Source organism: uncultured Clostridium sp. (assembly GCF_947072515.1).
In the GTDB taxonomy this organism is placed as follows: Bacteria; Bacillota; Clostridia; order Clostridiales; family Clostridiaceae; genus Clostridium.
The window spans coordinates 55,786-74,717 of record NZ_CAMTIG010000010.1 but is presented as its reverse complement, the minus strand read 5'-3'; the positions used below and the strand labels follow the sequence as shown (position 1 = coordinate 74,717).

At 26.3% G+C, this 18,932-nt stretch carries 20 protein-coding genes and 1 other annotated feature; of the genes, 13 read left to right on the top strand and 7 right to left on the bottom strand.

All coding sequences use genetic code 11. The features are described 5' to 3' along the window. Window positions 1-8: 8 nt before the first annotated feature. Window positions 9-485, bottom strand: a complete 477-nt coding sequence (agaV, locus tag Q0W06_RS05945; RefSeq protein ID WP_297632709.1) for a PTS N-acetylgalactosamine transporter subunit IIB — start codon at window positions 483-485, stop codon at window positions 9-11. Between the two features lie 255 nt (window positions 486-740). Here agaV and Q0W06_RS05940 point away from each other — a divergent pair, with 255 nt between their 5' ends. Together Q0W06_RS05940 and Q0W06_RS05935 are read left to right on the top strand one after the other, a co-directional pair. Continuing rightward, the gene (locus tag Q0W06_RS05940; RefSeq protein ID WP_297632706.1) at window positions 741-1,889 is read left to right on the top strand and encodes an AI-2E family transporter; all 1,149 of its coding nucleotides are present in this window, start codon (window positions 741-743) and stop codon (window positions 1,887-1,889) included. Between the two features lie 208 nt (window positions 1,890-2,097). Further along, window positions 2,098-3,267: an AraC family transcriptional regulator gene (locus tag Q0W06_RS05935; protein ID WP_297632703.1), complete on the top strand. Its 1,170-nt coding sequence runs from the start codon at window positions 2,098-2,100 to the stop codon at window positions 3,265-3,267. Between the two features lie 82 nt (window positions 3,268-3,349). Here Q0W06_RS05935 and yajC read toward each other — a convergent pair whose 3' ends face one another. From yajC to Q0W06_RS05920, 3 genes are read right to left on the bottom strand one after another with little or no spacing between them, the layout of a single operon-like run. Next, entirely contained in the window at window positions 3,350-3,625 is a 276-nt protein-coding gene (gene yajC / locus Q0W06_RS05930; RefSeq protein ID WP_297632700.1) for a preprotein translocase subunit YajC, read from the bottom strand. A 2-nt stretch (window positions 3,626-3,627) separates the two neighbouring features. After that, window positions 3,628-4,059, bottom strand: coding sequence for a PTS galactosamine/N-acetylgalactosamine transporter subunit IIA (gene agaF / locus Q0W06_RS05925; RefSeq protein ID WP_297632696.1), 432 nt, complete (start codon window positions 4,057-4,059; stop codon window positions 3,628-3,630). Window positions 4,060-4,081: 22 nt separating this feature from the next. Further along, complete coding sequence (locus Q0W06_RS05920) at window positions 4,082-5,260, bottom strand: SIS domain-containing protein (RefSeq protein ID WP_297632693.1); 1,179 nt, start codon at window positions 5,258-5,260, stop codon at window positions 4,082-4,084. 173 nt (window positions 5,261-5,433) lie between these two features. Between Q0W06_RS05920 and nagA the strand changes: the two genes are divergently transcribed. The 9 genes from nagA to Q0W06_RS05875 all read left to right on the top strand — a co-directional run bounded on the left by nagA (window position 5,434) and on the right by Q0W06_RS05875 (window position 14,926). Next, window positions 5,434-6,573: an N-acetylglucosamine-6-phosphate deacetylase gene (gene nagA / locus Q0W06_RS05915; protein ID WP_297632691.1), complete on the top strand. Its 1,140-nt coding sequence runs from the start codon at window positions 5,434-5,436 to the stop codon at window positions 6,571-6,573. After that, the gene (locus Q0W06_RS05910) at window positions 6,573-7,097 is read left to right on the top strand and encodes a hypothetical protein (protein ID WP_297632689.1); all 525 of its coding nucleotides are present in this window, start codon (window positions 6,573-6,575) and stop codon (window positions 7,095-7,097) included. The genes nagA and Q0W06_RS05910 overlap by 1 nt, the downstream gene beginning before the upstream one ends. Before the next feature lie 17 nt (window positions 7,098-7,114). Next, window positions 7,115-7,966: a tagatose-bisphosphate aldolase subunit GatY gene (gatY, locus tag Q0W06_RS05905; RefSeq protein WP_297632687.1), complete on the top strand. Its 852-nt coding sequence runs from the start codon at window positions 7,115-7,117 to the stop codon at window positions 7,964-7,966. A gap of 143 nt (window positions 7,967-8,109) precedes the next feature. Continuing rightward, window positions 8,110-8,363: a binding site (T-box leader), on the top strand. A gap of 72 nt (window positions 8,364-8,435) precedes the next feature. Continuing rightward, window positions 8,436-9,857, top strand: a complete 1,422-nt coding sequence (locus Q0W06_RS05900) for a basic amino acid/polyamine antiporter (protein WP_297632684.1) — start codon at window positions 8,436-8,438, stop codon at window positions 9,855-9,857. Window positions 9,858-10,124: 267 nt separating this feature from the next. Next, window positions 10,125-11,168, top strand: coding sequence for a tetratricopeptide repeat protein (locus tag Q0W06_RS05895; RefSeq protein ID WP_297632682.1), 1,044 nt, complete (start codon window positions 10,125-10,127; stop codon window positions 11,166-11,168). 141 nt (window positions 11,169-11,309) lie between these two features. Then, window positions 11,310-11,993 (top strand): hypothetical protein, encoded by a 684-nt coding sequence (locus Q0W06_RS05890; RefSeq protein ID WP_297632679.1) that lies wholly within the window; start codon window positions 11,310-11,312, stop codon window positions 11,991-11,993. A 150-nt stretch (window positions 11,994-12,143) separates the two neighbouring features. Next, a complete protein-coding gene (locus Q0W06_RS05885) occupies window positions 12,144-13,019 on the top strand; it encodes a LysR family transcriptional regulator (protein ID WP_297632676.1) in 876 nt (291 codons plus the stop codon). Window positions 13,020-13,057: 38 nt separating this feature from the next. After that, window positions 13,058-13,909 carry a LysR family transcriptional regulator gene (locus Q0W06_RS05880; RefSeq protein ID WP_297632674.1) on the top strand — a complete coding sequence of 284 codons (852 nt, stop codon included), beginning with the start codon at window positions 13,058-13,060 and terminating at the stop codon, window positions 13,907-13,909. Between the two features lie 186 nt (window positions 13,910-14,095). Continuing rightward, window positions 14,096-14,926, top strand: coding sequence for a MerR family transcriptional regulator (locus tag Q0W06_RS05875; protein WP_297632671.1), 831 nt, complete (start codon window positions 14,096-14,098; stop codon window positions 14,924-14,926). Window positions 14,927-15,004: 78 nt separating this feature from the next. On the opposite strand, the gene Q0W06_RS05870 is transcribed toward Q0W06_RS05875, so the two are convergent. Further along, complete coding sequence (locus tag Q0W06_RS05870; RefSeq protein WP_297632669.1) at window positions 15,005-16,183, bottom strand: Bcr/CflA family efflux MFS transporter; 1,179 nt, start codon at window positions 16,181-16,183, stop codon at window positions 15,005-15,007. Between the two features lie 130 nt (window positions 16,184-16,313). Between Q0W06_RS05870 and Q0W06_RS05865 the strand changes: the two genes are divergently transcribed. Then, a complete protein-coding gene (locus Q0W06_RS05865; protein ID WP_297632667.1) occupies window positions 16,314-16,637 on the top strand; it encodes a helix-turn-helix domain-containing protein in 324 nt (107 codons plus the stop codon). A 261-nt stretch (window positions 16,638-16,898) separates the two neighbouring features. On the opposite strand, the gene Q0W06_RS05860 is transcribed toward Q0W06_RS05865, so the two are convergent. Together Q0W06_RS05860 and Q0W06_RS05855 are read right to left on the bottom strand one after the other, a co-directional pair. Beyond that, window positions 16,899-17,465, bottom strand: coding sequence for a flavodoxin family protein (locus Q0W06_RS05860; RefSeq protein ID WP_297632664.1), 567 nt, complete (start codon window positions 17,463-17,465; stop codon window positions 16,899-16,901). A gap of 14 nt (window positions 17,466-17,479) precedes the next feature. Further along, a complete protein-coding gene (locus Q0W06_RS05855; RefSeq protein WP_297632662.1) occupies window positions 17,480-17,911 on the bottom strand; it encodes a MarR family transcriptional regulator in 432 nt (143 codons plus the stop codon). A 267-nt stretch (window positions 17,912-18,178) separates the two neighbouring features. Here Q0W06_RS05855 and Q0W06_RS05850 point away from each other — a divergent pair, with 267 nt between their 5' ends. Beyond that, a complete protein-coding gene (locus tag Q0W06_RS05850; RefSeq protein WP_297632659.1) occupies window positions 18,179-18,925 on the top strand; it encodes an ABC transporter ATP-binding protein in 747 nt (248 codons plus the stop codon). Window positions 18,926-18,932: the final 7 nt, after the last annotated feature.

The following is an 18,932-nucleotide window of genomic DNA, read 5'->3' as shown; positions in this document are numbered from 1 at the left end:
TATTAAAATTATTTAAATAATTTTTCTATGTTTTCAGTGCCTTCACTAGGAACTCTTCTTATTTCTAATTCAACTCCTAGTTCTTTAAGTTTTTTAAATGCTGCTACATCAGCATCATCAACAGCAACAGAACCTGCTACTTGTCTTTTTCCTTTAGCCATGTGCATGTTACCAATATTAACTTTTTTAATTGGAACACCACCCTCAACAAGTCTTAATACATCAGTTGGGTTTTCACAAACTAAAAATATTAATTGTTTAGCATTAGCTTTGTGAATAGTAGATATAGTTTTGTCGATAGTCCAATATCTAGTTGAAGCATAAGCTGGAGCAGCCATGTCCATTAACCCTTGTCTAAGTTTGTCCCCCGCAACGATATCGTTTGCAACTAAAATTAAATTAGCCCCTATAGATCCACACCATTGAGTAGCAACTTGACCATGAATTAATCTGTTGTCTATTCTCGTTAAAATTATATTTGGCATGAATATCACCTCCCTCATAAATTTAAAAGTTATTTAACTCTTTAACATTATTATATTAAGCGGGAAGATAATAATCTTTAGACTTTTTGATAATTGATTTATAATTTTTAATAATATATTCTTTAGATAGCTATTTCCTATTAATTTTTAAACTGTATAATGATAAAACATGATTTAATATATTGGGAGAAGCTTTGAGTGCATAATATATTAAGTTTGGATTAATAAAATAATATTATTAAAGGAGAAATTTATTTGAAGATTAAAAATTTAAAGGAAAATTATTTCCTCTACATTGGAATTGTTTTAGTACTTCTTGTTTTTGTTCTTTTTAAACTTAGTGATATTCATAGATATATTGATTCATTTATGAGTATGATGTCACCAATTATAGTGGCTATTGCATTAGCATTTATTATTAATTTATTAGTTAAGTTTTTAGAGAATAAAATAGTTTATAGGTTTTTAATAAAAAAGGAAAATACTAAGCTTAAAGGAGTAGTTAGAGGAATTACGATTCTTATTTCAATTGTGATTATATTTGGTATTATTTCAACAGTAATTTTTGTAGTTGTTCCCAAGATTGTAAGTAGCTTACTTCAAATTGTTAGTTTAGCGCCTAAATATCTTAGTAGCTTTGAGGATACATTAGAGAAGACATTTCATATTTCTAATAAGTCGGCAATGTTTAATGAGATATATAAAGAATTATTTTCAGCATGGAAAAATATTCTTTCTGTAGCAACTGGAATGATTACAACTGGATTATCAACAGTTTTTTCATTTACAGTATCATTTGCAAGTGGAATAATAGATTTCATAATGTCTTTAATTCTTGCAATTTATTTCTTGTTTAGTAAAGAATTACTTATAAGACAAGGGAAGAAAGTTATTTATGCTCTTCTAAGTAAAAAAGCAGGAGATAAAACTCTTCATGTTGCAAGGGTATTGAATAATTCATTTGCGGCATTTATTACTGGACAGTGTACAGAAGCATTTATTATAGCTGTTTTAGCATTTATTTTAATGGTTATATTAAGAATACCATATGCTTTATTAATAGCTTGCTTATTAGGAGTTACAGGAGTAATCCCAATATTAGGTGCATTTATAGGAACTATACCTGCAGTTTTATTATTACTTATGATAAGTCCTGTAAAGGCAATTACATTTGTAATAGCGATTGTATTACTTCAACAAGTTGAAAGTAATGTTATATATCCAAGAGTTGTTGGATCATCAGTTGGATTAACATCTATTTGGATTATGATTGCAATTATAATAGGTAGTTATTTCTATGGAGTGCTTGGAATTTTAATTGGAATACCTTTAGCAAGTGCTATATATAAGCTTTCAAGCGACTATATAAATGTTCGTATAAAATCAAAAGAACTTAATATATAAAAAAGAGCTTTTCAAAATTAGTTTTGGAAAGCTCTTTCTTTAATTTAGCTCATAAATTTAAAAAATAAACATAATATTAAGAGAAGTTTAAAAAATATTTAAATAAAGAGAACTTAATCTATAAATTAAGTGAAAAAAAGGACGAAAGTAAGGGTGAGGATACTAAGTTAATATAAGACTTACACAATTATGGGGGAGGTGATTTACAATGTATGATAAGACATCAAGTCCTTTATTTATAAAATATGGGTTAATATATGATGAAAATATAGAAATAAGTAAAAATGATTTTATAAAAAGAAAGATAGTTACTAGTGATAGAGTTATATCTAGCTTATATAATTTTTCAGAATCAGTTTATGTTGAAATAAAAGAAGGAATGGCATATATTTTGATAGGTGAATCTAGTAATGGTGATTTTAAACTTTTTGCTATTCATCGTAATTTAGAGATAAAACGAAATATGTATTTTAATATAATTTCAATGACAGAACAAACATCATATAATTTAATAATTCCAGCAAATTATAATTTGAAGTTAGAATTTTTAAATCCACCATATGTATATAATAGAATATTGCCAACAATAAATATTCCAGAAATAATGGCATATTACTATACAATAAAGAGTCCTAATTATAAGTTTAAAGGGGAGAGTCATAATATATATGAACTAACTTTTGTAGATAACGGGAATCTTGATACAACAATAGATGGTGAGGAGTTTAATTTAAATACTTATGATATGATTGTATATGAAAAAAATAAATTTCATACACAAGAGGTGAAAAATGATAATTCTTGCTCATATCTAACAGTTATGTTTGATATGGAATGTGAAGATGATAGCTTAATTTGCAATAAAGTTTTTCATTGTGAAAAAGAACTGTATAAAGCAATTAGAGTTTTTGCAAAGAATATCTCTTTAACAATACCGTATTCACAGAATTTAATACTTAGTAATTTTCATGAGGTAATAATAAGATTATTTCAATATGATTATGTAGAACATGAAGATATAAAGCCTACTTTAGAATCACATCAACATTTTCAAGATGAATTATTAGGAAAGATAATAGTTTATATAGATGATATGATTTGTGAACCAATTACAATTGAAGAATTGTGTGACAAATTTTCTCTTTCAAGATCATCACTTCAAACATTATTTAAAAATAACTTAGGAACTACACCGAAGAAATATATAAATAATTTAAAATTAGAGAAAAGTAAAAGATTGATAAAAGAAAATAAGTTCACTATAAGTGAAATAGCATTTACTCTTGGATTTAGTTCAATACACTATTTTTCAAGAGCTTTTACGCAGCACTTTGAAATAAGTCCAAGTGATTATGCACAAAAAGTATATAAGGAATAAATATAAAATCAGTGCATCTCTTATCAGGGGGAGAGATGCACTGTTTGAAATTTATGGCACGAAACTGCCTATATTTTAAAGATTATGCAACAGTTTGAAGTGCATATCTTGATACTTTCAAAATTGTATTTTTACTAACTTCAACATCTACAGTTTCATTTTCAACCTTAACAACTCTTCCATAGATACCACCACAGAATGTAACTTTTGTTCCAGGTTTCAAATCAATATGAAGATCTTTAATTTCTGAAGCTTTCTTTTTAAGGTTTCTTGCTGATATAAACATTAGTATTAAACCAATAATTAATATTAATACAGCAACTGTAATGCATGTCCAAGCGATAACTTCCCAATTCATAATTAAATACCATCCTCATCTTCAATTTCAGTATGGTCTACTAAAGCAAATTTAACCACACTGTCTTTACCAGTAGTTAATGCAGATTCACAAAGAGAATCTAAATCAGAAAATATATCTTTAGTCATTGATATTTCTAAAATCATAGGTAAGTTACTTCCTCCAATAACTTGTATTTTCTGAGAACTTTCATATGAAAGCTCTACTAAAGTTTTAAAAGGAGAACCACCTGCTAAGTCAGTAAGTGCTAATATATCATCACAATTATTTAAATGTGATAAAGCCTGTATATATTTTTTCTTTAAAGAGTCTGTAGAATCGCTTTCCTCAAAGTCTATAAATTGAGTATTTGTAGATTCTCCAGCAATTAATTTTAAAGATGATTGTAACCCAGTTCCAAAATGACCATGTCCACTAATTATTAATCCTATCATAAATTTAACCCTCTCTTAATTCTTATTTAGAAATGTAATTATATAAAGTAACACCCTTAACTACACGATTAACCTCACCAGAAGGACAAGGATTATCAGGAGTTATGCCCATTGATAATGATTTTAAAACTGAAAGTGTTTGAGCAAATGTTATATAAGCTAAACCAAGTTCTACGTTATTAAAAGTATTATTTAAGTCGTAAGAATAAAAATAATCAGCTAATTTAGATAGATTTTCGTCAGAATTACTTCCAACAACAACTAATTTATTTCCTTTTCTTTCACTACTAATTTCTTTAATTAAGTCTAACTCGTATTTAGAAGTATATTCATCATTACTCATATAAACAACTACTAGTGTTGAATCATTAATTATAGATTTAGGACCATGTCTAAATCCAAGTGGTGTATCAAACATAGTAACAGTTTTACCAGCAGTTAATTCAAGCATTTTTAAAGAAGATTCTTGTGAAATCCCTTTAAGAGTATTACTTCCTAAATAAACAATTCTACTAAAATTATAATCTTTTACAATATCATTAACAATATCAAATCCATTATTTAGAAAAAAACCTGTTTTATTACAAATTTCATTAAGTATAGATTCTTTTTTTCCTAACTCATCTAAACTAAATGCAAGATAAGCAGCTAAGTACATATTTGAGAAACTTGAAGTCATTGCAAATGATTGGTCATGAGTTTCATCAGCAAGATTTATTGCAAAGCAATTATCTAAATCTTGAGCCATTTTTGAAAGAGCTCCATCTTTATTACAAGTTATAAAAAGATTATAAAGATTATTACAAACAGCAGAAGCTGCATTTACAGCACCAATTGATTCAGGTGAATTACCAGAACGTCCAAAACTTACTAATAATGTAGGTTTTTCTTTTGAAATATAGTTTTCTGGTGAAGCTACAATATCAGTTGTTCCATAAGATTTTACCTTATGATCATATTTAGTATTTAAATATGAATATAAAGAATTTCCTACAAATTCGCTTGTTCCAGCTCCAGTCAAAACAATATCAAAATCATTTTGAGTTATTACTTTATTTATAAAACTCTCTATTTCAGTTTTAGTATCTATAATTTGACTTAAAGTTTTAAGCCATGTTTTTGGCTGTTGATAAATTTCATTTAAAGTAAAAGTAGATGAAGTATTATTCATCTCTTCAGTTGAGTAATTAAAAATTGTCATATATATCCCCTCCGTTTATGGATAAGTGTTTCGTTACTTTAAATTATAGTCTAGAGATTTTTAAATACAATGCTTGTACTAAAAGATATAAGAGGTATGTTAAAAAGTGCAAATATTATAAATGACTTCTTAGATATAATAAGTTTAAGAAATCCTAAGGAGGTGTAATTATTATGTTAATACAAAGCAAGAAAGTTTGGATAGCGGATCAGTTTGTTCCAGCACAAATAGAAATCGATGATAATAAAATAGTAAATATTTATATGTATAACGAAAAAGAAGATTCTATAGATTATGGAAATAAAAGAATAGTTCCAGGATTTATAGATGTTCATTGTCATGGAGCTTATGGCTTTGATACAAATGATGCAAATGAAAAAGGGTTAAGAAAATGGACTAGAGAGATAGTTAGAGAGGGTGTTACGTCAATTCTTCCAACTACAATAACTCAAAGCAGAGAGGTTTTAACAAAAGCATTAGCAAATGTTGCAAAGGTAGTTGGAGAAGGATATGAAGGAGCTGAAATATTAGGAATTCATTTTGAAGGGCCATATCTTGATATGGAATATAAAGGAGCTCAACCAAAAGAATATATAGCTAAACCAACTATTAAGGAGTTTCAAAATTATCAAAAGGCAGCTAAAGGCTTAATTAAATATGTTACTTTAGCTACAGAGCTAGATGAAGACTTTGAACTAACTAAATATTTATTTTCAAATGAAATAGTTGTTAGTATAGGACATTCGGCAGCTACTTATGAAGAAGCAGTATTAGCTTTTGCACATGGGGCTAGATCACAAACGCATGTATATAATGGAATGACACCTTTTAATCATAGAAAAAATGGCTTAGTTGGATTTTCTTATAGAGTAAAAGGAATGTATGGTGAAGTTATTTGTGATGGAAATCATTCAAGTATAAATGCATTATATAATTTCTTTATGGCAAAAGGGCCTGACTATGGGATTATGATAACTGATGCTTTAATGGCAAAAGGATTTGAAGCAGGATCTAAGTTTATCTTTGGTGGAAATGAAATAGAAATATATGAAGATGGAAGTGCACATTTAACAGAAACAAAAGGTCTTGCAGGATCAACACTTAAGATGAATGAAGGATTAAAACTTTTAGTGGAAGATGCTATGGTTCCATTTAATTATGCAATTAATTCATGTACTATAAATCCAGCAAAATGCCTAGGCATTCATAAAACTAAGGGGAGAATTGGTGTGGGATATGATAGTGATTTAGCAGTTTTAAATGAAGATTACTCAATAGAACAAACATATTGTTTAGGAAAGGCGATGTTGTAATGAGAAAAAATAAATCCAATTTAGCAGGAAACAATATTTATTTAGATTTATATGGAGACAATGTATATTACAATTTTGCAGATAAAAAAGGGTATTTAATTAGTAAGGAAGTAGAGCCAAAGTTTACGATTCTTTATAATAGATATGCAATTTTATTGATAGTGTTAGTTTTACTTGGAGATTATTTTAATACATTAACTAATACATTAGTAGCAGGATGTGGAGCAGCAATTGCTGTGGAATTATATTTTAGATTTATATATTTAAAAAGCTTAAAAGTTGTTAAAAACTTTAAGAGGGAAAGAAAAGTATCAAAAGTAGAAGCATTAGTTAGAACTAAAGAGCCTCAAAAGATAATGATGAAGGGCTGTGCATATGTAGTTCTTGGAGTTTTAGTAGTTCTTAATGCGATAGAACAAAATTTTAATACAATATTTATTTTAATTAGTATTGTAATAGCAGGATATAGCATATATTTAAGTGCAATAAGTTTTGTTGCATGTAAAAAAATAAAAAGTAATTAGAATTAAGGAGAATGGGTATGGAGTTAGTAACAAGTAAAGAGATTTTAAAGAAAGCACAAGAAGGAAATTATGCAGTAGGAGCATTTAATGTTGAAAATATGGAGATGGTGATGGCAGTTATTAGTGCAGCAGAAGAAATGAATGCACCAGTAATAATGCAAACAACACCATCAACAGTTAAATATGCAAGTTTAGATTATTTCTTAGCAAATGCAAGAGTTGCAGCAAGTAAAGCAAAAGTTCCAGTAGTAATGCATTTAGATCATGGGTCAAGTTTTGAATTAGCTGCTGAAGCGTATAGGACAGGCTATACTTCAATAATGATAGATGGATCACATAGTGATTTTGAAACAAATATAAATTTAACAAAAGCAGTAGTAGATATGTGTAAACCTTCAGGAATAGTAGTAGAAGCTGAACTTGGAAAAGTTGGTGGAAAAGAAGATGATTTAGATGGAGGAGAAGGGAATTTATATACAGATCCAATAGAAGCAAAAGAGTTTGTAGAAAGAACAGGTATTGATTCATTAGCAATAGCAATAGGAACAGCTCATGGATTGTATAAAGGGGAGCCAAAATTAGATATAGAAAGATTAATAGAAATAAAAGATATTGTAGAAGTTCCACTAGTTTTACATGGAGGTTCTGGAGTTCCAGATATAAAAGTTAAAGAAGCAATAGATAAGGGAATCTGTAAAGTAAATTATGCTACAGAAGTTAGAATTGCATTTACAGAAGGAGTAAATAAATATATAAAAGAAAATCCAGAAACAATTGATCCTAAAAAGTATAATAAAGCTGGAATGGATGAAGTTAAAAAGTTTGTAAAAGAAAAAATAAAAGTTTGTGGTTGTGAAAACAAAGCATAGAATATAAAAAATAGAGTTCTGTCTTTTTAGATAGAACTCTATTTTTGTGAATTTAAAGAATAAATTATAGATGGAATTTTAATAAATTATGATTTTGTTGACTATGCAACTTTTATAGTATAGTATTTTAATCAGAATAGTAAGAAAAGACGTTGATAAGAAATAGTAGTAGATTTAGAAGTTAAAAGAGAGGGATTTTAGTAGCTGAAATAAATCCTTAATGGAAGATTTGCGAATGCATCTTTGAGTTCTGTACCGAAGTAAAAGTAGGCTACAGCGGGAACTCCCGTTATAGAGTTAGGGTATTATTAATGTACTTGAAATTAGTTTAAGATATAGAAAGCTTTATTGCTTTTTATAATTAGAGTGGAACCGCGGATATATTGCTGCCTCTATTTTTAGGGGGAGTTTTTTTTATTTTAAAATAGCTATTTTAAATGACTTTATAGAAAATTATGAGGTGATTTAAGTGAAAGACAAAAAATTAGGTTTAATTGGACTAATAGCATTAGTTATTGGAGGCGTTATAGGTGGAGGGATTTTTTCTTTACCATCACAACTTGCACAAGGAGCAGGAGCTTTTGCTATTATTTTAGGATTTATCATATCAGGAATTGGAATATTTGCTCTAGCATTTACTTTTCAGATTTTATCTAATAGAAAGCCAGAGCTTACTAATGGAATCTATAGATATAGTAAAGAAGGATTTGGAGAATATATGGGGTTCAGCACGGCATGGATTTACTGGATTTCTTCAACTTTTGGAAATGTTGCTTATGCAACTTTAGTATTTGGGGCTTTATCTTATTTCTTTAAAATCTTTAATAGTAATGGAAATAATTTAGCATCTATTATTGCTGCATCCATTTTACTTTGGGGAATAACACTACTTATTACAAAGGGAGTAAGACAAGCACTTATTGTTAATGTTATAGTAACTATCTCTAAGATTGTTCCAATAATTCTTTTTATAATAATAGGAATTATTGCATTGCATATAAGAAATTTTAGTTTTCAATTTTATGGGACATCTTCACTTGGAAGTGTATTTAGTCAAGTGAAAAATACTATGATAGCAACATTATGGGCTTTTGGAGGAATTGAGGCAGCTGTTGTATTATCAGGAAGAGCTAAAAAAGCTAAAGATGTTGGAAGAGCAACTGTAATAGGACTTGTAGGAATTATCACAATTTATATTTTAGTAACTTTATTATCTTTAGGAGTAATGAAAAGAGGAGTTATTGCAAATCTACATGATCCTTCTATGGCATATATAATGCAATATGCAGTTGGTAAGTGGGGAGCAGACGTTATAAATATAGGACTTATAGTATCTATATTTGGAGCACTTTTAGGTTGGTCAGTAATAGTTGCTGAAATGCCATTTTCAACAGCAAAAGATAATGTTATGCCAAAGTTTTTAGCAAAGGAAAATAAAAATGGGACACCTATAAATTCGCTTATTTTAACAACTGGAATAACGCAAATATGGCTTATATTTTCTTATGTTTCAAATAGTAGTTATCAGGTGATATATTCATTAGCATCAACTGCATCACTTGTAGCATATTTTTTAACTACATTATATTTACTTAAAATAATAGTAAAAAATGATGGTTATAAGAAGAATGATAAAAGAAAAATTAAGGATTTCATTATAGGAATGGTATCTCTTATATATACAGTATGGTTGTTTTATGCAGCAGATTTAAAGTATATATTATTTAACTGTATAGTATTTTCATTTGGACTTATATTATTTATTTGGAATAAAAAAGAGAAAAAGAAAAAAATATTTGAGAAATGGTATGAGTGGATAATTGCAATTGTTTTTATAGTAATATCAGTTATATCAATAATACTTTTAATAACTGGAATAATATCAATATAAGAATAGTATTCAGAAGAGTTTACATCAAAATAATTTTAATTTTGATGTAAATTTTTTTATTTAATAAGGAATTTAAAATAAATGATTTTTAGGAAAAACAAAAAAGAGACCTTTTGTGAAATAAATAAAAAAATGTAAAAAATTAAATATTACTATAAAATTATGGTAAAATTTAATTAGGATTAAATTAATCTGAGAAATGAGAATAACAATAGAAAAATTTTAAATTAAATACAAAGGTTTAAAAATAAAGAGGGGGAGAAGAAAATGAAAAAGTCAAAACTTATATTAGCAGGAGTAGTTATTGCAACAGCTTTTTTAACTGTAGGGTGCGGAGCAGAAAGTAAGTTGGAAAAAGGAATTGATTATTTAAATGAAGGAAGATATGAAGAGGCTAGTAGTTTATTTGAGGAAGTTTTAAAAAAGAATCCTGAAAATGAAAGAGCTAAAAATTTAGAAGAAATAATAGAGGATTATATAAAGGCTCAAGAAGAATATGAAAAGGGTAATTTAAATGAAGCAAAAAAATTATTAGATGAAATTCCGGAAAACTATGTTGAATTAAACATAAAAGAAAATATTGATGAATTAAAGAAAAATATCGAGGCTAAGATAAAAGAAATAAAAGAAAATAATGAAAGTTTAAATAATATAGAAGAGTTAATAGATATAAATAAATTAACAGAAGCAAAGAATAAAATAAAAGAAGTAAAAGAAGAATCTTTTACAGATGAGCAAAAAGAAAAATTAAAAGAGATAAAAGAAGACTTAGCTAAAAAGGAAGAAGAAAACAAAAAGAAATTAGAAGAACAAAGAAAACAAGAGGAAGAAAAGAAGAAAAAGGAAGAAGAGGAGAGCAAGAAAAGAGAAGCAGAAGCAAAAAAACAAATTGATGAAGCTAATGTAGCAAAGGAAAATACTTCAACAAGTAGTGTACAAGTAGAGAAACCAGTTGCAACTGCTAAAACATATACAAGTAAAAGACATGGAGTGGCAATGACTATACCGGCATCATGGTCTGGATATTATGAAGTTGAAGAAGATGATGAAAGTATAACTTTTAATTATATAAATAAATCTAATCCAGCAGTAGAAGGTCTTATATGTACAATAGAAAAGGAAAGAGTAGATGGGTATAATATTTTAGACAATAAAATCACTAAGGTAATAAATGGACAAAAATATTTTATAGGAACTACTACAGATATAGGAACAAATGCTTATGAGATAGATAAAAATATTTATACTCATTTTAAAGGGCTTCAAAAACAAATTGCATCTTTAGCTAATAGTTTAAGTGGGGTTAAATAAAAAAATAATTAAGAGAAGAAGAAAAGTAAAAAAATTAGAAACATGTAATTCCAATAATGTATTATAAAATTCATTATTGGAATTTTATTTTATGAAAAAATCTTTGCTATACTAGAGGACAATGTATAGGATGTGATTTAAATGAAAAAAAATATAGTTCAATTATATGAAGAAGTTAAAAATAATAATGGAAGATTTCCTAAAAATATATGGATTGGAATAGATGGAAAGAAAAATTTCATTGAGTTGTTTAAATATTTGAGAAGAAATGAAAACTCTAAGGGAGAGTTAAAGAAATTAACATTAAGATATTTTAAAGAAAATCATATTTATATACCATTAAAAAAATATTTTAATGGTAATATTTTTGAAGTAATTAATTATTGTTATCCAAATAAATTAAAAGCTTTTGAAATGGAAAATTTACCGAAGAGTTATTGGAAAAATAAAGAGAATATAAAAGAAGTTTTTGAATTTTATACAAAAGATTTAAAAAGATTAGAAATATTGAATTTAAAAAAAGATTGGTTTTATGAACATAAATTAAGTACACCATTATCAAAGATGTATAGGAATAGTCCATATTTATTTATAAAAGATATTTATATGGGAGGAATAGGATTTGAAAGAAAGATAATGTTTAAGGGGTTTTGGAATAAACAGATAGCAAATGATATTTACTTGAAAAAAAGAAAAGAAAATGAGAAAATTCCAACAGCTAAAGAGCTAATGAAATATGGTTTAGGAACACCTTTGAAAAAATTTTTTAATAACAGTCCTAAAAAATTTTTGGAGTATTCGGAAAATATGAATAAAGCAATATAAATATGAAATTAATGTGAAAGTATTTTGAGGAATAGGAGAAATATAAAAATTATTTAAAAATCATATTTGAATAAGTAGATTTGAAATAGACTTTGTAGACAAGATAATATAGAATAAAAGTAAATAAGATAACCTGAAAGGAAACATATAATGAGGTTTAGGGAATTTAAATATTTTATTGATTTATATGAACTAAAAAGTTTTACTAAAGTTGCAGAAAAAAATTTTACTTCACAATCCATGATTTCAAAATCTATAAAGAAAATGGAAGAATTTTTTGAGACAAAATTAGTTAAAAGAGCGAAATTCTCAACAATTATTGGATTTACAAAAGACGGAGAATTAGTTTATAAATTGTCTAAAGATGTACTTAAAAAGTTAGATAAACTTGAAGGAAAGATAAATAAGATAAATGAAAATAATAAATTGATAATAGGTTACGTAGAAGGTAGTGGAAATGACTATATTATGGAATATATAAATTCTTTAATTGATAAAGAAAAAAATTATATAGAATTAGTAGAGTGTACATTCATGAACTTAAAAGAAATCATAAAAAACAAAGAGATAAACTTTTTACTAGGATATTATTTAAATACATCAATTGAAGATGAAGAAATTAAAAGGATTATATTAAAGGAAGTACCTTTTAATATTTGTATGAGTAAGGAAGAGACAATAAAAGATGAAAAAGTATCTATGCAGATATTAAATGATAAGACCATAATATCTCTTAAACGAGGATCAGTACATTTTGATGTTATAGAAGAGATTATACGAAATTATAAAATAAAGCCTAGAAAAATAATTTATGTACATGATATGGAAACGTTAAACAAGCTAATAGAAGCAGGTATTGGTTGGAGCATACTGTGTATTGATAAAATTAATGAATCTAAAAAGATTAAAATGATTCAAATAGAGTGTAGTTTAAAAATAAATATTTGTTTAGAATATTATAAATATAGAAATCTTACTGATTATGAAAGAGAAGTTATAGGGGAACTAGAAGAAGTGATAACGTAGTTTAAGCTTAGGAAGATAGAGGCAGTAGGAGAAAAAGAATGTTAAAAGATATGCAAATAGAGGATTTATATTATTTTAAATATTTAATGTATACAAAAAGTTTTAATGAAATGGCTAAGAGATATGGAATTTCTCAATCAAAAGTTTCTAGAGCAATTCAACGATTAGAAAAGGAATGTGGAACAAACTTAATTTATAGAGAGAAATTTACAAAAGGATATTTACTTAAAGAAAGTGGATATGAATTATTAGAGTTTATTGAATATTTTGAAGCGAGCTTGAAGACTTTAAAAGAAGAAATTCAAAAATCAAATAAAAAACAGATAATCATAGGAGTTCCAAAAGATGAAAGCTTTATGGTAACGAATAAATATTTAACTAATATATATACGGAAGAATTAGTTGATATAATTTTTGAAGAGTATCCTATAGAAAAATTTGATGAAGTAATAGAATTAAAAGAAGTAGATTATTGTATGAGTTGTTATATTAAAAAAACGGAAAGTAGAAATGTAATGATTTTTTTACAAGATATGCCTGTTGAGATAGTATTTAATAGAAAAAGAAAAATAGATGAGATAAAAGATTTAAATAATAAGACGATTATATCATTAAAGAATGGTAGTTATTATAAAATGATGTTAGATGAAATTATAAAAGAAAATAGGCTAAATGTAAAAATAGTATATAGTGATAGTCTTGAAACTTTAAAGTTAATGATTAGAAAAAATATAGGTATTGGATTATCTATTAATAATATAATAGAAGAAGAAACTTTGAAGAGGATTGATATTAGTAATCTATATAAAATGAAATTATATGCTGAAAGAAAAGAAAACATAAATGAAGAAAAGATTTGTAGGATGAAGAAAATATTTAATGTAAAATAAATTTTTAAATATAAAAGCTATTAAGAAAAATTTCTTAATAGCTTTTATAAATTATTGGGTTAAATTGGAAAGTGAGTTATAATAAAGATATTAGTTAAAGTGATTTTTTTAGAAAAAATAAAGAATTTTATTAGGATAATTATTTGTAAGATAAAGCGTTAATAATGGAGAAAGATAGGGGAGAATATGAGAAAAGAATTATATTGTGGGATAGGACAAGTTTCAGAAATGCTAGGTATATCAAGAGATACTATAAAATTTTATGAAGAAAAAGGATTAATAAATTCTGTAAAGGATAATGAAAATGGATATAGAAAATATAGTATGGGAGAGATACACAATCTTTTTTTAATTAATTTTTATAGAGAATTAAATATAGAAATTAAAAGGATAAAAGAGATTAAAGATAATGAAGAGCTTATTAAAATAGATGTAATTTTAAAGGAACAAGAAGAAAAGTTAGAACTAGAAATAAAAGAAAAAAGAGAAATCTTAAAAAAAATTAAAAAAACTAGAGGCGATTACTTAAATATCATAAATAATATAGGGAAGTTTTCTATAAAGAGTCTAGGTCCTTTTAAGATATTAGAAGAAATAGATGAAAGAGCTATAGAAGATGCAAATGAAGTAGTTAAAAAATATAAGAATAAGCTTGAAAATAGTGGGCTTTCAAAGAGAGCACATACATTAGATAATTTATTAAAAGAATTTAGTTTTAACAAAGAAGAGATTTTAGGGGCAAAGCATTTAGTGATAAAAGAAATAAAAAATAAAGATAAAGGACTTTTTTATGAAAGCTGCTTATATTCGGTGATAAAGATTCCAGTTATAGAAACACCAGAACAAGGTGAAAAAGCTACTATGGAAAACTTTAATTTGTTTAAAAAAAAGATGAAGGAAATGAAATTAAAATCTTTAGGAAAAGTTTATTTAAAGATGATACTAGGAAGTTTTGAAAATGGAGAAGAAATTATGTATTTAGAAGCCTTTGCACCAATAAAACATTTAGAAAAATAGAGAAGATGAACCACATACTATTGAACTGAATTACTGCCTATAAGGAAGAAAAAGTTCAATAATGTGTGGTTTTTATAGTTAATTAAAACTTTTATCTTTTTTTAAGACTAAAAATATTAAAATCGATAATATTCCTAAGATAAGATAAACTATTCCAAGTTCTAAACCATGGAAAATTTTAAATAGCCCAACTAAATTACTTATTGTAAAAACAACAAGACCATTTATAAGTCCAAAAAGTGAGCTGGCAATACCCCCTTTATCTTTGAACTTCCCCATAGAAAAGCTGACAGCATTAGGAACTACAAAGCCAACTGACATAAAAATTAAATATACTGGTAGAATGACAACCAGTAAATATGAGTGCTTTAAGTTTATAAGTATCATTAAAAATGAAAATATAGATACTAAGCAAATCCCGTATTTTATGAGGCGGATTTCGGTTTCTTTTTTTATTAAAATTCTATTTACTATAGTGCCTAAAAAATATGCAGTACCTAAAAACATAGCGATGTATCCATAGATTTCTATTGATTTATTTAAAGTTTTTTCTATTATAAAAGGACCAACCATATTAAAAATAATTACTAGACTATAGCCTATTGCAGAAAGTATAACTGTTAATGTGAAACTAGTTTCTTTTAGAATATCTAATAAATCATTTTTTATATTATTGAGGGTTTTATTTTTATGATTTGGATGAGTTTCTTTAAAGCATTTTAAAATATAGATATATATAATTAATCCATAAATAAAAAATAAATAAAAATTTGACTTCCAACCAAAATATTTCTCTAAAGTAGCACCGATAAAGGGAGCTATTATTGGACCAATTGACCAACTTAAAGTTAGGTAATTTGAAACATATCTAAGTTTCTCACCATAGAAAACATCAACCATAATAGATCTTACACAAACACCAAGCCCGCCTATACTAATACCTTGTAAAAATCGCATAAATATTAAAAAGGCTATATTTATTGAAAAAATTGCAAGGAAGCTTACAATTAAAAATATAAAAGCTGAAATTATAAGAATCTTTCTTCTTCCATGAAGATCAGATATTGGTCCTAAAATAGCTTGACCAAGTCCATAGCCAAGCATATATATTCCAACAGTTAAATAAGAAATACCACTAGTAGAATGAAAGTAAGAAGTAATTATAGGTAAAGAAGGTACATATAAATCAACTCCAAGCCCCATTAAAAATGGTATAAGAATAATTAAACTAAAAGAAATTTTTTCGTTTTTTGTCATTTTGCTCTCTCCTTAAAGTATGCAAAATTTTGCTGAAAATTATGTTAACATAGTATTATAATATAAGATATTGATTAGAGATGTAAGTACGCACTTTAGTGTAAGGTACTTACTAGAAGGAGAGTAACATATGAAAAATTGGTCAGAGGATGAAAGTAAGTGTCCCATTTCCTATACATTAAATGTCTTAGGAGGAAGATGGAAATGGCTTATTATATGTAAAATTCACAAAGAAAGTATTATTAGATACGGTGAACTTAAAAGAGAATTGCCGTCTATTTCGCACAAAATGCTTAGTTCATATTTAAAGGATTTACAAGTAGAGGAATTAATACTTAGAAAAGAATATCCTTCAGTACCACCAAAGGTTGAATATTCTTTAACTGAAAAAGGAAAAAGCCTCATTCCAATTTTAGATCTTATGTCTGATTGGGGAAGTGAAAATTTAAAATGATAAATAAACATAATAGAAAACAATCTAAATTCATAAAGGATTAGATTGTTTTTTTAGAATTTGAAATTATTTTCAAGTAAAAGAAGGTGATGAAATAGAACTGGAAAATAGAGAAAATACACTCATTAAATTATGATTTAATAAGTGTATTTATTTAGAAGTTTATTTTTGATATTAAGCTATATTTTTATTTATAGCAAAAGGTAATCTAAGCTTAGGTATTCCCTAGCAATGAAACAATAAAAAGACAAAGTATAAACTTTAGCTACTAGATATTTTAACACCAAGGTTATAGGCTTTTTTTAATATCTTTAAATTGCTTTTAGTTGAGTTCTTTTCAAAGGCTTTTGTTGCTATTATAGATTTATAATGGATTAAGCCCATTCCTTTTAAGTGCTTTTCAGTGTATTTAAAATATTTTTTAAATAGAAATCCAAAAGGGGCTGCTTGAGTATAGACCATTATTAATTTTTTAACTCCAAATCTTGGAGTATGTTTTGCTTTATTAATTTCAGTTAAAGGATATAATCTGTCTAAAAGTAATTTAGTTTGAGCTGATACCTGACATATATAAACAGGGGAACCTATTATTACGTAATCTGCATCTTTTATATCCTCATATACATCTACCATATCATCCTTGAATGCACAAGTAGGGGTTTTTCTGCAATATAAGCATCCTTGACAACCCTTTATATTCATATCATTTAAATAATATTTTTTAATATCAACAGTATTTTCATTTGCACCTTTTATTATTTCATCTAATATTGTATCTACATTGCCATTTTTTCTTGGACTACCCATAAACACTACTATTTTTACCATATTAATTCTCCTAATTAATCTAATTTTTCTAAGTTGAAATATATTTTTTGTAGATAGGATTCAAAAATTTCTATATCTTTATCATTAAAGTTTTCATAAAATACTAGATTCATTTTTTTTACAACATCATCAAATATTTTAACTGCTTTATTTGCTTTTTCAGTATTTGATATGAGTGTAATTCTTTTATCTTTTTCACATATTTTTTTAGATATATAACCTTGTAATTCCAATCTATCTAACATACTAGTTAGAGTTGATTTTCTTAGTGAAAGTTCATTACATAATTCATTTATAGAGAGTTCTTTGTAAATGCTTATTATAAATAAAATTTTTCCTTGAGAATGATTTATATCTAAATTTTCTTGATTTTTCATTATATTATTAAACATTCTTCCAGATAAAAAATTTATTTTATTAATTAAAAAACCACCTTTATTATTCAAATGAAAACCTCCTTTATAAATTAAAAGTATAAATAGTACTATATAGTACTATTACCTTTATGGCAATAGCATATGTAATTTTTTTAGTACAGATTAAAAATAAAGATGAAAATATAAGCATAAAATATAATAGAAAAAATATATTGACCTAGGACTTACTCCTACCATTAAACTTAAGATATAAAAAAGCTTCAAGAAATATAATGAAATAAATTAAAGAAATTTATAAGGGTATAAAAAGAATTAATTAAAAGGAGAGAATTTAATATGAAAATTTTAGAGGTTAATAATTTAAAGAAAACATATGGGGAAAAGATAGCAGTGAAGGATGTTAGTTTTTATGTTTTAAAAGGAGAAATATTAGGCTTTTTAGGTCCAAATGGAGCAGGAAAAAGTACGACTATAAATATTTTATCTACCACATTAAAAAAAGATAGTGGGGAGATTAAATTTAAGGGAAAAGATATTTATAAAAATGTGAGAGAGTACAAGAAAGCTTTAGGAATAGTGCCTCAAAGATTAGCTTTATTCCATAATCTAACTGCATATGAAAATGTAAAATACTTTGCAAGTTTTTATGGACTAAAAGGAGCTTTATTAAAAGATAGAGTATTAGAAGCATTAGATATGGTAGGGCTATTAGATAAGAAGGATGAGTGTCCTAAGACTTATTCAGGTGGAATGAAGAGAAGACTTAATATTGCTTGTGCACTTGCACATAAGCCAGAAATATTGATTTTAGATGAGCCTACAGTTGGAATAGATCCACAGTCAAGAAATCATATATTAGAATCTATAAAAAAGCTTAGAGAAGAAGGAACAACAGTTATATATACAACTCATTATATGGAGGAAGTCCAAACTATTTGTGACAGAGTTGTTATTGTAGATTTAGGCAGAGTTATTGAAGATGGAAGTATTAGAGATGTTATAGAAAAGAATTGTGAAGAAAATGATGAAAAAAATTTAGAAGAAGTATTTTTATGTTTAACTGGTAAAAAGTTAAGGGATTAGAGGAGAA

Coding starts and splice junctions, on each gene's coding strand:
- Q0W06_RS05890 (WP_297632679.1), top strand. CDS start 11,310: ATGAAAAAAAATATAGTTCAATTATATGAAGAAGTTAAAAATAATAAT.
- Q0W06_RS05850 (WP_297632659.1), top strand. CDS start 18,179: ATGAAAATTTTAGAGGTTAATAATTTAAAGAAAACATATGGGGAAAAG.
- Q0W06_RS05880 (WP_297632674.1), top strand. CDS start 13,058: ATGTTAAAAGATATGCAAATAGAGGATTTATATTATTTTAAATATTTA.
- Q0W06_RS05910 (WP_297632689.1), top strand. CDS start 6,573: ATGAGAAAAAATAAATCCAATTTAGCAGGAAACAATATTTATTTAGAT.
- Q0W06_RS05895 (WP_297632682.1), top strand. CDS start 10,125: ATGAAAAAGTCAAAACTTATATTAGCAGGAGTAGTTATTGCAACAGCT.
- Q0W06_RS05870 (WP_297632669.1), bottom strand. CDS start 16,183: ATGACAAAAAACGAAAAAATTTCTTTTAGTTTAATTATTCTTATACCA.
- yajC (WP_297632700.1), bottom strand. CDS start 3,625: ATGAATTGGGAAGTTATCGCTTGGACATGCATTACAGTTGCTGTATTA.
- Q0W06_RS05935 (WP_297632703.1), top strand. CDS start 2,098: ATGTATGATAAGACATCAAGTCCTTTATTTATAAAATATGGGTTAATA.
- Q0W06_RS05865 (WP_297632667.1), top strand. CDS start 16,314: ATGAAAAATTGGTCAGAGGATGAAAGTAAGTGTCCCATTTCCTATACA.
- Q0W06_RS05920 (WP_297632693.1), bottom strand. CDS start 5,260: ATGACAATTTTTAATTACTCAACTGAAGAGATGAATAATACTTCATCT.
- agaF (WP_297632696.1), bottom strand. CDS start 4,059: ATGATAGGATTAATAATTAGTGGACATGGTCATTTTGGAACTGGGTTA.
- Q0W06_RS05860 (WP_297632664.1), bottom strand. CDS start 17,465: ATGGTAAAAATAGTAGTGTTTATGGGTAGTCCAAGAAAAAATGGCAAT.
- gatY (WP_297632687.1), top strand. CDS start 7,115: ATGGAGTTAGTAACAAGTAAAGAGATTTTAAAGAAAGCACAAGAAGGA.
- agaV (WP_297632709.1), bottom strand. CDS start 485: ATGCCAAATATAATTTTAACGAGAATAGACAACAGATTAATTCATGGT.
- Q0W06_RS05885 (WP_297632676.1), top strand. CDS start 12,144: ATGAGGTTTAGGGAATTTAAATATTTTATTGATTTATATGAACTAAAA.
- Q0W06_RS05875 (WP_297632671.1), top strand. CDS start 14,096: ATGAGAAAAGAATTATATTGTGGGATAGGACAAGTTTCAGAAATGCTA.
- nagA (WP_297632691.1), top strand. CDS start 5,434: ATGTTAATACAAAGCAAGAAAGTTTGGATAGCGGATCAGTTTGTTCCA.